The sequence below is a fragment of the Stutzerimonas stutzeri genome, from assembly GCF_024448715.1.
GTDB lineage: Bacteria > Pseudomonadota > Gammaproteobacteria > Pseudomonadales > Pseudomonadaceae > Stutzerimonas > Stutzerimonas stutzeri_AR.
Map to the genome: position 1 here is coordinate 125819 of NZ_JAMOHZ010000005.1, position 13015 is coordinate 138833.

A 13015-nucleotide genomic window follows, 5' to 3' on the forward strand; every position below is an offset into this window, starting at 1 on the left:
CTGATGCGTGTTCTCTGCGGCCCTTACCGACATCCTATCGGCGGTCGCAGTGTAGAATTTATGTCACAAAGTCATCTCAGCGCCGGGTCTCGTTTCAGGCATAATCGGCGCGCTTCAGCCCGCCAGAGAACCTTCATGCCGCGTCGTTTTTTCAAACGCTACATGCCGCACCCCGATCGCATCAAGGCTCACAAGTCCCTGCGTTTTCTTGGCGCGCTGATTCACGATCCCAATCTGCTTCACCTCAACCGGCATTCAGTTTCCAGAGCGATGGCTATCGGCCTTTTCTGGGCCATGATTCCGATGCCCATGCAAATGCTTGCGGCGGCCCTATGCGCTGTACCGGCCAGAGCCAACCTGCCGATAGCCGTGGGCTTGGTCTGGCTGACCAATCCGTTGACGATGCCACCGGTCTTCTATTGCAACTACAAGGTCGGCGCCTGGCTGATGGATACACCCGTCTCACCAATGCCGATGGAGCTAAGCCTCGCCTGGGTTCGCCAGATGCTCAACAGCCATTGGCAACCCCTTTTTCTCGGCTCATTCGTCGTTGCCGTCGTCTCGGCGGTACTGGGTTATATCGCCACCCAAGCATATTGGCGCTGGTGGGTCAGCCGCAGTTGGCGCAAGCGCCAGCAAGGTCGCCGCTGAGCGCCGCTTGTTATTCGTAGCGTAGTGCCTCGGCGGGCTGAGTCTGCGCGGCGCGCCAGGCGGGATAGAGCGTCGCGAGGAAACTTAAAATCAGCGCGGCAAGCGTAACAAGCAGAACATCTTCCAGCCGCAGTTCTGACGGCAAGGTATTAATGAAATAGACGTCGGAGCTGAAGATATGCTGCCCTGATATCTTTTCCAGCCAGCCAACCAAAGCGCTGACATTGAGCGCGCCGAGCACGCCCAAGACGGTACCTATCAGCGTGCCGGTCAACCCGATAATGCTTCCCTGTACCATGAAGATCCTCATGATCTGTCGGGGTGTTGCGCCCAGGGTACGCAGGATCGCAATATCGGCACGCTTATCCGCCACCACCATGATCAGGGTCGCGATGATATTGAAAGCGGCCACCGCCACGATCAACAGCAGCAGCAGCCCGATCATGGTCTTTTCCATTTTCATCGCGCTGAACAGGCTGCCCTGGGTCAGTGACCAATCCTCGCCGCGATAGCCATCGCCGAGCATGGTAACGAGCTCGGCAGCCACTTCAGGAGCGCGGTACAGGTCGGCCAGCCGCACCCTGACGCCCGCAACCTGATGCGGTTGCCAGCGAAGGATTTGCGCCGCATCGACGCGATGGATCATCGCCAGACTGCCATCCAGCTCGGCACCGACCTTGAACACCCCAACGACATTCAGGCGTTGCATGCGCGGCGTGATGCCACCGGGCGTGTCACTGAGCTCGGGCACGATCAGTGTCAGCTTGTCGCCCAGCTTCAGGCCGAACCGACGCGCAGTCATCAGTCCGATAATCACCCCGGAATCGCCCGGTTTGAGATCATCGAGTCGGCCGGCAACCATTTTCGAGCCGAGGATCGACACGTCGGCTTCCGCCTGTGGATCGATACCATTGATCTCGATCGGTTGCATTGAGCCCTTGAACGAAAGCATGCCTTCGAGCGGGGTGATAGGCGCCGCGCCGAGTACTTCGGGATGCGTACGAACCCGCTCGGCGACCGACTGCCAGTCTTCCAGCGGCTGCCCATCGCCAGCGACCATGGCGTGCGGGACCATACCGAGAATGCGGTTGCTCATCTCCCTCTGAAAACCATTCATGACCGACAGCACCATGATCATCGCCAGCACACCCAGCGAGAGACCGATCATCGAAGTCAGCGAAATGAACGAGATGAAATGGTTGCGGCGCTTGGCGCGCGTGTAACGGCTGCCAATGAAGATGCTTAACGGCCTGAACATTAGCCAGCCACCAGCCGACCGTCTTCCAGGCGCAATATGTGATCCATTTGCCCGGCCAGTTGCGGATCGTGTGTTACGACGAGAAAAGCGGTGCGCAACGAGGTGCTTAGCTCCAGCATCAAGTCCTGAATACCCTGCGCAGTGTGGTGATCGAGGTTGCCGGTGGGCTCGTCGAGCAACACCAGAGCCGGACGATTGGCCAACGCCCGGGCAATCGCCACGCGCTGGCGCTCGCCACCGGACAGTTCCGAAGGCTTGTGCGCCAGTCGATGACCGAGCCCCACACGCTGCAGCAGTTCGCCTGCTCGCGCGCGCGCTTCGGAAATTGGCGCCTTGCCGATCAGCAGCGGCATGCAGACATTCTCCAGGGCGGAGAACTCTGGCAGCAGATGATGGAACTGATAGACGAAGCCCAGCGCGCGATTACGCAGCAGGCCGCGATCCTTCTCGCTGAGCGCGGAAAGCTCCTCTCCGGCCAGCCAAACGCTTCCTTCGGTGGGTGTGTCGAGTCCGCCGAGCAGGTTCAGCAGCGTGCTTTTGCCGGAGCCGGAACTGCCGACGATGGCGACTCGCTGACCGGGGAACAGCTCCAACTGCAGCCCGGAAAGCACATTGACTGACTCGGGGCCCTGTTCGTAGCGCTTGCCCAAATTGCGGCAGCTCAACACCGCGCTATCCAGCGAAGACCTTTCATTCATAACCAGCTCACTCATAACGTAGCGCCTCTGCCGGCTGGGTGCGGGCCGCACGCCACGCCGGATAAAGGGTGGCGAGAAAACTCAGGACGAGCGCCGCGACACAAACCTGAACCACATCGGCAGTCATCAATCGAGACGGCAGATAGTCGATGAAATACACATCGGCACTGAGAAATTTGTGGCCGATCAGGCGTTCCAGCGCGGCGATCCAGCTACTCACATTGAGCGCAACGAAAATTCCGAGCAAGGCACCAACGAGGGTTCCGACGACGCCGATGACCGTTCCCTGAACCATGAAGATCGCCATGATTTGCCGGGGCGTTGCGCCGAGCGTACGCAGGATGGCGATATCGCCGCGCTTGTCGGTCACGACCATGACCAATGTGGAGATGATATTGAACGCTGCTACGGCAACGATCAGCAGCAGCAGCAGACCGATCATGGCCTTTTCCATGCGGATCGCCTGGTAGAGATTGCCATGAGTACGGGTCCAGTCACGCGAATAGAAGTCGTCACCCAGCTGCCCTGCCAGCTCCCAGGCTATACGCGGCGCCTGGAACAGATCGACGAAACGCAGGCGCAAACCTTGAACCTGGTCCGGCTTCCAGCGATGCAGGCGTGCCATGTCGGAGATATTGGCCATCGCTACATAACCATCGATCTCACCCGCACCGACATGAAAAATACCGCGCACGGTAAAGCGCTTCATGCGCGGAAATACCCCTGCCGGCGTGACCGTTACTTCCGGAGCTACAAAGGTGACCTTGTCGCCGACACCGACGCCGAGCGTTTCGGCAGCCTTATCGCCGATAACGATGCCGAACTCGCCAGGCTCGAGAGCCTCCAGTGACCCTTCGCGAAAGAACCGTCCAATGATCGAAACGTCCGGCTCGATCTCGGGATCAACGGCGTTGATAAGAATTTTGGTGACCTGTCCGCGACTGGTCAGCAAGCCCTGCATCTGAATAAATGGCGCTACCGCCGCTACCTGCGGATGCTTTTCCAAACGCTGCCCCAGCGTCTGCCAGTCGTCGATCGGCAGCGGGCTTTCGATCGTTGCGTGCGGCACCATGCCAAGCACCCGGGTGCGCATTTCATAGTCGAAGCCATTCATCACCGAAAGCACGACGATCATCACCAGCACGCCCAGTGCGAGCCCGATCATGGACGTGAACGATATGAAGGAGACGAAGAGGCTGCGACGTCTGGCGCGTGTGTAGCGCGCCCCGATATACACGGACAGCGGTCTGAACATAAATCGATGAGTTCGCTTTCGCTGGCAGGAAATAACAAGCTGAATGACGTTGCCAAGCGGCCTGATACACTCAAGCCATCACTGCAGCCCAGGGATCGACATGCCCACAGAAGACACCGAAGATCGCCGCGAATACTATCGTATCGAGGACATGATCGCACTGGAAATCCTGCCATTGGAACACGCCGAAACAGTCTCCAGTAGTGGTTCAACGCAGCTGTTCGACCTACTCGGCGAGCTGCATCAACTTGAATTCGAAGCGCAGCATCTCCTGCGTCAGATAGCTGAGGGCAACCGCACGCTAGCCAATTATCTGAAGGTGCAGAACAAGCGTATCGACCTGCTTAGCCAGGTGCTGGCGCAGGATCTGCTGAAGGACATCGGGCCCGCGCGCGAGGTGGTGCTTTCCGAAGGCGGCATAAGCTTCGCTCATGATCAGCCACTCGTCGAGGGCTCGGCCTGGACACTCAAGCTAGTGTTGATGCCGCAGGGTCTGGGCATGCTGTTGACGGCACGCGTCGCGAGTTGCCAAGCGCTCGATGATGGCCAGTTTGCAATCGGAACGTCCTTCGAAGCGTTGACTGATGCACAACGGCAATTACTCGCTCGACATATCCTGCAGAAACAGGCGACGGAACGGCGCCTGGCTCGTGAAAGCCTGCAAGGAATTTGATACATGCACCCGCTACCAATCGTCTTTCTGCTGTTCGCTCTAAGCGCCCCGGCCCGTGCCGACATCATCCGTATTCCAGTTGGTCAACAAGGCCACGTCGAGACGACCATGCCCAGCCGCGGCGACTCAAAGAATCAGGTACTCAATAACTTCGGCCTCGCCGATGAAGAGCATCCGGCGGTCGGTCAGCCGCCCATCACACGATGGGATTACCGCGAATTTTCCGTTTACTTCGAAGGCAACCGAGTAATCAACAGCGTTCTACACCATCAACGCATCAGACCCGTACAGCGAGAAATGCAATAGTGACCTTGATCTATGGCCACCGCGGCGCAAAAGGTGAAGCTCCAGAAAATACCCTGATCGGCTTCCAGCAATGCCTCGCCCATGGCGTGCGTCGCTGCGAGCTGGATCTGCATCTGTCGAAAGACGGCGAGCTGATGGTCATCCATGATCCGACCTTGAAGCGCACTACCGGTCAGCGCGGCAAGGTGGTGGAGCACGATGCCGAAGAACTGGTGCATTACGATGCGCGCAATGGCGGACCAGGCTGGAAACAACCCTGCCCCATTCCTCGCTTGTCAGAACTATTCGAAAAATGTGATTTCGATCATTGGCAGCTGGAAGTCAAAAGCGCTTCAAGGGTTCGCGCCGCGCGCTCGGTAATGGCAATTAGGGAACTGGCCGAACGCTATGGCCTGCTTGATCGTATTACCGTCACATCTGGCTCACGAGAAGTGCTGCGGGCGCTCAAGCGACTGACGCCCGAGTTGTCCTGCGGGCTGGTGGCCGAGTATGGCTGGCTCGATCCGCTGAAGGTGGCCAAGCAATACGGCTGCGAGCTACTGGCGCTGAAATGGACTTTATGCACACCCGAACGGATCGCTAAAGCGCGCCAGCAGGGCTTGCACGTATCGGTATGGACTGTGAATGAGCCGGCGCTGATGCGCCGACTCGCCGATTTCGGAGTCGACAGCCTGATTACCGATTTTCCTGGTCTCGCGGTTGAAACATTGCGTAAGAAATAAGCGGTTCCGGGCTTAAAGCTTGAAGCCCGGAACCCCTCGGTTCTTTTCTATAGCTTGCAGCTTTTTCTCCGCTTCCTGATCAAAAGCTTTCCCGGTTTGGCCAACGCCAATCCTGGGTATCGTCTCCGACCGGCTCAGGCCACCGGTCGGAGCCGCTCAAAAAAGCCGGTTGAGCCCGTCGAACGCAGCCACGCGATAAGCTTCAGCCATAGTCGGGTAGTTGAAGGTGGTGTTGATGAAATACTTGATGGTATTCGCCTCACCCGGCTGGTTCATGATTGCCTGACCGATATGCACGATCTCTGAAGCCTGATAGCCGAAGCAATGCACGCCCAGTACCGCCAGCGTCTCGCGATGGAAAAGAATTTTCAGCATGCCGACCGGCTCGGCGGAAATCTGCGCTCGCGCCATTCCCTTGAAAAACGCCTTGCCCACTTCGTAGGGAATCTTCGCTTCGGTGAGCTCTCGTTCGTTCTTGCCGATCGAGCTGATCTCCGGAATGGTGTAGATCCCTGTCGGCACGTCGTCGACGAAGCGCCAGCTATCGTTCTCGACGATGCTACCTGCAGCCGAACGGCCCTGGTCGTATGCAGCGCTGGCCAGCGATGGCCAGCCGATCACATCACCGGCCGCGTAGATGTTGCCGACGTCGGTACGGTAATGCTCGTCGACCTTTATCTGCCCACGACTGTTGACCTTGAGGCCGATATTTTCCAGGGCCAGCTTGTCGGTATTGCCGGTCCGCCCGTTACACCAGAGGAAGGCGTCTGCCTTGATCTTCTTGCCTGATTTGAGATGCAGGATGACACCGTTGTCCACCCCTTCAACGCGCTCGTACTCCTCGTTGTGACGGATCAGCACATTGTTGTTGCGTAAGTGATAACTCAGCGCATCGGAAATCTCGTCATCAAGGAAGCTGAGCAACTGATCGCGATTGTCGATCAGGTCGACCAGTACGCCGAGGCCGCTGAAGATCGATGCGTATTCTGAGCCGATCACACCGGCTCCGTAGATGATCAAGCGACGCGGCGTATGGCTTAGGGTCAGGATGGTGTCGCTGTCATAGACACGCGGGTGCGAGAAGTCGACATCGGACGGGCGGTAGGGCCGCGAACCGGTGGCAATGATGAACTGATTGGCAACCAGCTTTTCGACCATACCGTTGGCACTGACCACCTCGACTGTCTGCTCGTCGGCAAAGCTCGCGGTGCCAAAGAACAAATCGATACGGTTACGCGCGTAGTAACCGGTACGCGATGTGACCTGCTTGCCGATTACGCTCTCAGCACTCTTGAGCACGTCAGGGAACGAAAACCAGCGCGGTTCGCCGATCTGGCGAAACAGCGGATTGGTGTTGTACTGCATGATCTGCCGCACCGAGTGGCGCAACGCCTTGGAAGGGATGGTCCCCAGATGGGTGGAGTTGCCGCCGACGTGCGGTCTGCTGTCGACCACGGCGACCTTGCGTCCCGCCTTGACCGCATTCATTGCCGCACCTTCGCCGGCAGGGCCTGAGCCCAGTATCACCACATCGTAGTTGTAGACAGCCATATTCACCCCTGAACACGCAGCAGGCAGCCCTGCCGCTGTTAACGAATTCGGTAGACCCAGAAGGGGGCGTCATTCGCTGAAGCGCCGCCGCCCCGAGCCGTTGTTACGCCGATGCAACCCGAGCGGCACGACTGTCAGCGTCTGGTCGCATCGTATGCGAGATCTGCTTTTGCGCCCTGGCTCGTCTGCTGTTTCATTTCTTCGCATTTTTCGCGACTACCGCCGCAAATCGAGCACTCTTTCTCGATGCCGAGATTGGCAATACCCCCGCAGGACCCTGCGATGGGCTTGCGCCCCATGATCACGCCAATGGACATGCCGAACACAACCAACAACATGACGAGAAAAACAATTAACCAAGTCATTGCTCCGCTCCCGCACCGAACAGCTCATTAAAGGCTTCGGTGCTTCTGCTTACGAATTCCTGTCCTTCGCGAACCACGAAGAACGCTGCAATTTTCCGTTCAGTCGCAAACGTCAGGCCACGCTCAGGACCCAGCACCATGAGCACAGTAGACAACCCGTCGGCGCGCAATGCCGATGGATCGACCACCGTCACCGCCGCCAAGTGGTGGTCGATAGGGGCACCGGTCTGCGGATCCAGCGTGTGCGAATAGCGTTTGCCGTCACGCTCGAAATAGTTGCGGTAATCGCCGGACGTAGAAACGGCATAGCCGTCCAGCTCAATGATCCGCTGCGCAACACGCTCGTTATCCCGAGGCGCCTCGATGGCAATGCGCCATGGCGATCCGTCCGGCTTATGGCCTTGAGCCTTGAGTTCACCGGTGATTTCCACCAGATAACTGCTGACCCCGGATGCTTCGAGCGCTGCCACCACCTGATCAACCGCATAGCCAGCCGCAATGCTATTGAAATCGACCTGAACGGCTGCGTCCTTGCAAAGCTGTTCACCGTCGATCCGAAGATATTGCTGACCAATATTCTGACGAACGATGACGATTTCCTCGGCAGAGGGCACCCGTTCGCCGCGGCCGTGCGGGCCGAAGCCCCACAGATTGAGCAACGGCTCGATGGTCAGATCCAGCGCACCGTTGCTTTCTTCCGAAAGCTGCTGCCCTGCCAGGATCAGCTTACGGACTCCGCTCGGCATGGCCATGCACTCATGTGCAGGCAAGGCGTTAAAGGTTTCGATATCCGAGTCGGCGCGGTAGGTCGAGAGCTGCTTGTCGATCCCCGCAAGTATCGACTCAGTCTCGCGCTGCAGCTGTTCCTTGGCAGCGGCCTTGTCTCCGGCCACATACTTCACCGAATAGGTGCTGCCCATGGTTGGTCCGCCAAAGCTTTCTACCTTGTCCTGAAATAGACAACCCGTCAGGGCTGTCGCCAGAGCGACAACGATGACGGGCTGTAGTAACGCTTGGGTCATGCTAGCCGCCGAAGTCGTCGAGCAGAATGTTCTCCGGCTCGACGCCTAGGTCCGTGAGCATCTTGATCACCGAGGCGTTCATCATCGGCGGACCGCACATGTAGAACTCGCAATCTTCCGGAGCCGGATGGTCCTTCAGATAGTTCTCGAGCAGAACGTTATGGATGAAGCCAGTCGGGCCGTCCCAGTTATCTTCAGGTTGCGGATCGGACAGCGCCAAGTGCCACTGGAAATTGTCATTTTCCGCCTGCAGCTGATCGTATTCCTCGACATAGAACGCCTCGCGCATGGAGCGCGCGCCGTACCAGAAGGTCATCTTGCGTTTGGACTTCAGGCGCTTGAGCTGATCGAAGATATGTGAACGCATCGGCGCCATGCCCGCACCGCCGCCGATGAAGACCATCTCGGCATCGGTGTCCTTGGCGAAGAACTCACCGAACGGACCGTAGACGGTGACCTTGTCGCCCGGTTTTAAGCTGAACACCCAGGAGGACATCTTGCCCGGAGGCAGATCGTCCTTGCCTGGTGGGGGTGAAGCGATACGGATGTTGAATTTCACCAGACCGACTTCTTCCGGGTAGTTCGCCATGGAGTAGGCCCGGATCACGGTTTCGTCGACCTTAGATACGTACTTCCACTGGTTGAACTTATCCCAGTCCCCTCGATACTCCTCCTGAATATCGAAGTCTTTGTAGCGGACCTCGTGCGGCGGGCATTCCAGCTGAACATAACCACCGGCACGGAAGTCCACGTTCTCGCCTTCCGGAAGTGTCAGGGTCAGCTCCTTGATAAAGGTAGCGACGTTCGGATTGGAAAGCACGGTGCATTCCCACTTCTTCACACCGAATACTTCTTCCGGCACTTCGATCTTCATGTCTGTCTTGACCGGGGTCTGGCAGGACAGACGCCAGCCCTCTCCCGCCTCGCGGCGGGTGAAGTGCGACTCCTCGGTGGGCAGCATCTCGCCGCCGCCGCTCTCGACAATGCACTTGCACTGTGCACAGGTGCCGCCGCCACCACAGGCCGACGACAAGAAGATATTGTTGGACGCAAGGGTCTGTAGCAGCTTGCCGCCGGCGGGCACGGTGATGGTGCGTTCGCCGTTGATCTCAATGCTGATGTCGCCGCTGGAAACGAGCTTGGCGCGTGCCGCCAGGATGATCACCACCAGCGCAAGCACGATGGCAGTGAACATGCCAATGGCGAGGAAAATTTCGTAACTCATCTGTTCATCCCGTCCTTAGAGCTGTACGCCAGAGAATGACATGAAGCCCAGCGACATCAGGCCGATGGTGATGAAAGTGATGCCCAGCCCCTGCAGACCCTCCGGCACATCGCTGTACTTCAGCTTCTCGCGGATACCTGCCAGCAAGGCAATGGCCAGCGCCCAAGAAGCACCGGAACCCAGGCCGTAGACCGTACTTTCTGCCAGGTTGTAATCACGCTCTACCATGAACAGAGAACCAGCCATGATGGCGCAGTTCACAGTGATCAATGGCAGGAAAACCCCCAGGGCGTTATACAAACTGGGAACGTACTTATCGAGCAGCATCTCCAGGATCTGCACGATCGCCGCGATCACGCCGATGTAGCTGAGCAGACCCAGGAAGCTCAGATCAACGTCTGGCAGCCCTGCCCAGGACAAGGCTCCGGCCTTAAGCAGATAGGTATAGATCAGGTTGTTGGCCGGCACGGTGATGGCCTGCACCACGATGACCGCGATACCCAAGCCTATCGCCGTTTCCACCTTCTTCGAGATCGCGATGAAGGTACACATACCGAGAAAGAACGCCAGAGCCATGTTCTCGATGAACACGGCACGGACGAACAGACTGATGTAGTGCTCCATTAGTAAGCCTCCTTGTTCGAGACTTGCGGCGCCATCTTGAAGGAAGGCTTCTCGACCTGCTCCCTCTTCCAACTGCGGATGCCCCAGATGATCAGTCCGATCAGGAAGAACGCAGACGGCGGAAGCAACAGCAAGCCGTTGGGCTGGTACCAACCGCCATCGTTGACCACCGGAATGATCGTGTAGCCCATCAGCTTGCCGGCACCGAACAGCTCGCGGAAGATGCCGAGAACGATCAGCATGGCACTGTAGCCGAGACCGTTACCAATTCCGTCGAAGAACGACAGTATCGGCGGATTCTGCATGGCGAAGGCTTCGGCTCGCCCCATCACGATGCAGTTGGTGATGATCAGGCCGACAAATACCGATAGCTGCTTGGACAGCGAGAAAGCGTAGGCTTTGAGGATTTGATCCACCACGATTACCAATGACGCAATGATCACCATCTGCACAATCATGCGGATACTGCCTGGGATCTGTGAGCGGATCATCGAAATGAACATGCTCGAAAAGGCAGTCACCAGTGTTAGCGCGATGGACATCACCAAAGCGGTTTTCAGGTTCGAAGTAACAGCCAGGGCCGAACAGATACCAAGGATCTGCAGACCGATGGGGTTGTTGTTGAAGACCGGATTGAACAGGACTTCCTTAACGGTAGGTTGCGACATGATCAAGCCTCCCCAGCGCGCAGGTTAGCGATAAATGGTCCGAAGCCATCTTCGCCCAACCAGAAATGCAACAGGTTATTCACTCCGTTACTGGTCAGTGTCGCACCGGCCAAGGCATCGACTTGGTGGTCAGCCTGCGGACTTTGCGGATCGACACCACCCTTGACTGCCTCAATGGCCAGCTCGCCATCTTCGTTGAACAGTTCTTTGCCCTGCCACTGACTGCGCCACTTCGGGTTGTCTACTTCACCGCCAAGACCCGGAGTCTCGCCGTGCTGATAGAAACCCAGACCCTCAACGGTATTCAGGTCGCCCTGAATGGCTACAAAACCATACAGAGTGGACCACAGCCCGTAGCCACGAACCGGGACGATCAGCGTCTCAAGCTCGCCATTTTCTTCGACGATATAAACGACACTGTAACGCTCACGGCGTTTGATCGAGGCGATGTCCTCATCACTTGGCAGCGCTTTCGAAAGTTCGGGGTCCTTGGCAGCGACCAGGGGGTCGAAGCTGTTCGGATCGAACTCATCGCTGAACTTTCCGGTTTGCAAATCGACCAGCTTGGCGACGATACGCTCACCGTACAGGGTCTTGACCTGCTTGGCAGACATACCCGCCTCACCCAGGCCGGCAATCGCCAGAATGCTGCGCTGCTTGTCCAGCTGACGATTTTCCATCTGCGTCGGACGCAAAGCCACAGCCGCGCCGGCGACAAATACCGAGCAAACCAGGCAGACCAGCAGGGCCACCACCAGCGTTCGGGTAGTGGATTCTTTTTGACTAGACATTACGTGCCAGCCTCCGCTTGATATTGGCCTGAATGACAAAGTGGTCAATCAACGGTGCACAAAGGTTGGCGAACAGGATTGCCAGCATCATGCCTTCTGGAAAGGCCGGATTGACCACACGGATCAACACGACCATGACGCCGATGAAGATGCCGAACACCCACTTTCCGGTATTGGTCATGGATGCCGAAACCGGATCGGTAGCCATGTAGATCAAGCCAAAGGCGAATCCACCCACCACCATATGCCAGTACCAGGGCATGGCAAACATCGGATTGCTGTCGGAGCCGATCAGGTTGAACAAGAAGCTCAGCCCGATCATGCCGAGCATCACGCCCGAAACGATGCGCCAGGAGGCGATCTTGGTCATCAGCAATACCGCACCGCCGATGAAGATGGCCAGCGTACTGGTTTCACCGAGCGAGCCGTGAATGGTTCCAACGAAAGCGTCCATCCAGGTGATACCACTGGCGATCACGTTTTCCATGCCGCCGGCAAAGCTCAGGCTGAGTGCGGTAGCACCGGCGAAGCCATCTACTGCAGTCCAGACCGCGTCACCCGACATCTGCGCCGGATAGGCGAAGAATAGGAAGGCACGGCCGGTAAGGGCCGGGTTGAGGAAGTTCTTGCCGGTGCCGCCAAAAATCTCCTTACCGATTACGATACCGAAGCTGATACCCAGGGCGACCTGCCAGAGTGGAATGCTCGGCGGAAGCGTCAGGGCGAACAACACCGAAGTAACAAAGAAGCCTTCGTTGACTTCGTGCTTGCGGATCGAGGCGAACAGCACTTCCCAGAAACCGCCGACGATGAACGTCACCGCATAGACTGGCAGGAAGTAGGCCGCACCCTGAATGAAGTTATCCCACAGGCTGTTCGGATCGAACCCGGCCAGCGCGCTGATCAGCGCCATGCGCCAGCCTTCCTGCGCAGCAAGCAGATCAGGGCTTTGTGCATAGATCAGGTTGGCTTGGTAGCCAGTGTTCCACATGCCGAAGAACATCGCCGGGAAGGTGCACAGCCAGACCGTGATCATCATCCGTTTGAGGTCGATGCCGTCACGCACGTGAGCCGTGGTCTTGGTCACGCTGCCAGGACGATAGAGGAAGGTGTCCGCGGCTTCGTAGAGTGCATACCACTTCTCGTACTTGCCGCCCTTCTCGAAGTTGTGCTCGATCTTGTCGAGGTATTCGCGAATGCCCATAC

At 57.7% G+C, this 13015-nt stretch carries 15 protein-coding genes; 4 read left to right on the forward strand and 11 right to left on the reverse strand.

The annotated features are described in order from the left end of the window. Positions 1–135 precede the first annotated feature (135 nt). Entirely contained in the window at positions 136–651 is a 516-nt protein-coding gene (locus NAV33_RS12575; protein WP_255980494.1) for a DUF2062 domain-containing protein, read from the forward strand. 10 nt (positions 652–661) lie between these two features. Here the strand turns inward: NAV33_RS12575 and NAV33_RS12580 are convergent, their stop codons facing one another. Genes NAV33_RS12580 through NAV33_RS12590 form a run of 3 tightly spaced genes read right to left on the reverse strand, consistent with a single transcriptional unit; the run spans position 662 to position 3862 of the window. After that, positions 662–1909, reverse strand: a complete 1248-nt coding sequence (locus NAV33_RS12580) for a lipoprotein-releasing ABC transporter permease subunit (protein WP_255980496.1) — start codon at positions 1907–1909, stop codon at positions 662–664. Continuing rightward, a complete protein-coding gene (lolD, locus tag NAV33_RS12585) occupies positions 1909–2607 on the reverse strand; it encodes a lipoprotein-releasing ABC transporter ATP-binding protein LolD (protein WP_255981049.1) in 699 nt (232 codons plus the stop codon). Before lolD ends, NAV33_RS12580 begins: the two co-directional genes overlap by 1 nt. A 7-nt stretch (positions 2608–2614) precedes the next feature. After that, complete coding sequence (locus NAV33_RS12590) at positions 2615–3862, reverse strand: lipoprotein-releasing ABC transporter permease subunit (protein WP_255980498.1); 1248 nt, start codon at positions 3860–3862, stop codon at positions 2615–2617. 100 nt (positions 3863–3962) lie between these two features. Between NAV33_RS12590 and NAV33_RS12595 the strand changes: the two genes are divergently transcribed. Genes NAV33_RS12595 through NAV33_RS12605 form a run of 3 tightly spaced genes read left to right on the forward strand, consistent with a single transcriptional unit; the run spans position 3963 to position 5563 of the window. Beyond that, complete coding sequence (locus NAV33_RS12595) at positions 3963–4535, forward strand: PilZ domain-containing protein (protein ID WP_255980500.1); 573 nt, start codon at positions 3963–3965, stop codon at positions 4533–4535. Between the two features lie 3 nt (positions 4536–4538). After that, positions 4539–4841, forward strand: coding sequence for a phosphodiesterase (locus NAV33_RS12600; protein WP_255980502.1), 303 nt, complete (start codon positions 4539–4541; stop codon positions 4839–4841). Continuing rightward, positions 4841–5563 carry a glycerophosphodiester phosphodiesterase gene (locus NAV33_RS12605; RefSeq protein ID WP_255980503.1) on the forward strand — a complete coding sequence of 241 codons (723 nt, stop codon included), beginning with the start codon at positions 4841–4843 and terminating at the stop codon, positions 5561–5563. Before NAV33_RS12600 ends, NAV33_RS12605 begins: the two co-directional genes overlap by 1 nt. A 156-nt stretch (positions 5564–5719) precedes the next feature. Here the strand turns inward: NAV33_RS12605 and sthA are convergent, their stop codons facing one another. From sthA to NAV33_RS12645, 8 genes are all read right to left on the reverse strand, one after another. After that, complete coding sequence (sthA, locus tag NAV33_RS12610) at positions 5720–7114, reverse strand: Si-specific NAD(P)(+) transhydrogenase (RefSeq protein WP_255980505.1); 1395 nt, start codon at positions 7112–7114, stop codon at positions 5720–5722. A 134-nt stretch (positions 7115–7248) separates the two neighbouring features. Then, a complete protein-coding gene (gene nqrM, locus NAV33_RS12615) occupies positions 7249–7479 on the reverse strand; it encodes a (Na+)-NQR maturation NqrM (protein ID WP_255980507.1) in 231 nt (76 codons plus the stop codon). Then, positions 7476–8501, reverse strand: coding sequence for an FAD:protein FMN transferase (locus NAV33_RS12620; RefSeq protein WP_255980509.1), 1026 nt, complete (start codon positions 8499–8501; stop codon positions 7476–7478). Before NAV33_RS12620 ends, nqrM begins: the two co-directional genes overlap by 4 nt. Position 8502: 1 nt before the next feature. After that, positions 8503–9726: an NADH:ubiquinone reductase (Na(+)-transporting) subunit F gene (gene nqrF, locus NAV33_RS12625; RefSeq protein ID WP_255980511.1), complete on the reverse strand. Its 1224-nt coding sequence runs from the start codon at positions 9724–9726 to the stop codon at positions 8503–8505. Positions 9727–9741: 15 nt separating this feature from the next. After that, positions 9742–10350 carry an NADH:ubiquinone reductase (Na(+)-transporting) subunit E gene (gene nqrE, locus NAV33_RS12630; protein WP_255980513.1) on the reverse strand — a complete coding sequence of 203 codons (609 nt, stop codon included), beginning with the start codon at positions 10348–10350 and terminating at the stop codon, positions 9742–9744. Then, positions 10350–11024 carry an NADH:ubiquinone reductase (Na(+)-transporting) subunit D gene (locus NAV33_RS12635; protein WP_255980515.1) on the reverse strand — a complete coding sequence of 225 codons (675 nt, stop codon included), beginning with the start codon at positions 11022–11024 and terminating at the stop codon, positions 10350–10352. Before NAV33_RS12635 ends, nqrE begins: the two co-directional genes overlap by 1 nt. Further along, complete coding sequence (locus NAV33_RS12640; RefSeq protein ID WP_255980517.1) at positions 11021–11809, reverse strand: Na(+)-translocating NADH-quinone reductase subunit C; 789 nt, start codon at positions 11807–11809, stop codon at positions 11021–11023. Before NAV33_RS12640 ends, NAV33_RS12635 begins: the two co-directional genes overlap by 4 nt. Beyond that, positions 11802–13013, reverse strand: a complete 1212-nt coding sequence (locus NAV33_RS12645; RefSeq protein ID WP_255980519.1) for an NADH:ubiquinone reductase (Na(+)-transporting) subunit B — start codon at positions 13011–13013, stop codon at positions 11802–11804. The genes NAV33_RS12640 and NAV33_RS12645 overlap by 8 nt, the downstream gene beginning before the upstream one ends. Between the last annotated feature and the right edge of the window lie 2 nt (positions 13014–13015).

What these genes read in the sequence shown, in the direction of transcription:
- NAV33_RS12575 (WP_255980494.1), top strand. Translation starts at nt 136, where the DNA reads ATGCCGCGTCGTTTTTTCAAACGCTACATGCCGCACCCCGATCGCATC.
- NAV33_RS12580 (WP_255980496.1), bottom strand. Translation starts at nt 1,909, where the DNA reads ATGTTCAGGCCGTTAAGCATCTTCATTGGCAGCCGTTACACGCGCGCC.
- lolD (WP_255981049.1), bottom strand. Translation starts at nt 2,607, where the DNA reads ATGAATGAAAGGTCTTCGCTGGATAGCGCGGTGTTGAGCTGCCGCAAT.
- NAV33_RS12590 (WP_255980498.1), bottom strand. Translation starts at nt 3,862, where the DNA reads ATGTTCAGACCGCTGTCCGTGTATATCGGGGCGCGCTACACACGCGCC.
- NAV33_RS12595 (WP_255980500.1), top strand. Translation starts at nt 3,963, where the DNA reads ATGCCCACAGAAGACACCGAAGATCGCCGCGAATACTATCGTATCGAG.
- NAV33_RS12600 (WP_255980502.1), top strand. Translation starts at nt 4,539, where the DNA reads ATGCACCCGCTACCAATCGTCTTTCTGCTGTTCGCTCTAAGCGCCCCG.
- sthA (WP_255980505.1), bottom strand. Translation starts at nt 7,114, where the DNA reads ATGGCTGTCTACAACTACGATGTGGTGATACTGGGCTCAGGCCCTGCC.
- nqrM (WP_255980507.1), bottom strand. Translation starts at nt 7,479, where the DNA reads ATGACTTGGTTAATTGTTTTTCTCGTCATGTTGTTGGTTGTGTTCGGC.
- NAV33_RS12620 (WP_255980509.1), bottom strand. Translation starts at nt 8,501, where the DNA reads ATGACCCAAGCGTTACTACAGCCCGTCATCGTTGTCGCTCTGGCGACA.
- nqrF (WP_255980511.1), bottom strand. Translation starts at nt 9,726, where the DNA reads ATGAGTTACGAAATTTTCCTCGCCATTGGCATGTTCACTGCCATCGTG.
- nqrE (WP_255980513.1), bottom strand. Translation starts at nt 10,350, where the DNA reads ATGGAGCACTACATCAGTCTGTTCGTCCGTGCCGTGTTCATCGAGAAC.
- NAV33_RS12640 (WP_255980517.1), bottom strand. Translation starts at nt 11,809, where the DNA reads ATGTCTAGTCAAAAAGAATCCACTACCCGAACGCTGGTGGTGGCCCTG.
- NAV33_RS12645 (WP_255980519.1), bottom strand. Translation starts at nt 13,013, where the DNA reads ATGGGCATTCGCGAATACCTCGACAAGATCGAGCACAACTTCGAGAAG.